General features: G+C 60.1%; 1 protein-coding gene. It reads right to left on the bottom strand.

Going from position 1 to position 1,079, the window contains the following annotated elements; all coding sequences use genetic code 11:
* A partial coding sequence (tuf, locus tag FCN80_RS26075) for an elongation factor Tu (RefSeq protein WP_136993269.1) occupies nt 1-1,079 on the bottom strand: 1,079 nt, incomplete at both ends.

Raw genomic sequence — 1,079 nt, 5'->3', positions numbered from 1 at the left:
GTACGGCCGCCTTCACGGATAGCGAAACGCAAGCCGTCATCCATCGCAATCGGCGCGATCAGATTGACTTTCATCTTCACGTTGTCGCCCGGCATCACCATTTCCACGCCTTCCGGCAGTTCGATGGTCCCGGTCACGTCGGTGGTACGGAAGTAGAACTGCGGACGGTAGCCCTTGAAGAACGGCGTGTGACGGCCGCCTTCGTCCTTGCTCAGAATATACACTTCCGATTCGAACTGGGTATGCGGGTGGATGGTGCCCGGTTTAGCCAGTACCTGGCCGCGTTCCACTTCGTCACGCTTGGTGCCGCGCAGCAGCACGCCCACGTTTTCGCCGGCACGGCCTTCGTCCAGCAGCTTGCGGAACATTTCCACGCCGGTGCAGGTGGTCTTCGTGGTTGCTTTGATGCCGACGATTTCCACTTCTTCACCCACTTTGATCACGCCGCGTTCCACACGACCGGTCACCACCGTACCACGGCCGGAGATGGAGAATACGTCTTCGATCGGCAGCAGGAACGGCTTGTCAATGGCGCGCTGCGGTTCCGGGATATAGGTATCCAGCGCGTCCGCCAGTTCCAGGATTTTCTTTTCCCATTCGGCGTCGCCTTCCAGCGCTTTTAACGCCGAACCCCGGATAACCGGCGTGTCGTCGCCCGGGAAGTCGTACTGGGTCAGCAGTTCGCGAACTTCCATTTCCACCAGTTCCAGCAGCTCTTCGTCATCCACCATGTCGCATTTGTTCATGAACACGATGATGTACGGTACGCCTACCTGGCGACCCAGCAGAATGTGCTCGCGGGTCTGCGGCATCGGGCCGTCGGTGGCGGCCACCACCAGGATGGCGCCGTCCATTTGCGCGGCGCCGGTGATCATGTTTTTCACATAGTCGGCGTGCCCCGGGCAGTCTACGTGCGCGTAGTGGCGGGTCGGGGTATCGTATTCAACGTGCGAGGTGTTGATGGTAATACCGCGGGCTTTTTCTTCCGGCGCGTTGTCGATCTGATCGAAGGCGCGGGCAGTACCGCCGTAGGTCTTGGCCAGTACAGCGGTGATGGCGGCGGTCAGGGTCGTTTTACC

This window comes from Martelella alba (assembly GCF_005217455.1).
Taxonomy (GTDB): Bacteria; Pseudomonadota; Gammaproteobacteria; order Enterobacterales; family Enterobacteriaceae; genus Acerihabitans.
This window is presented reverse-complemented; position numbering and strand designations above follow the sequence as displayed.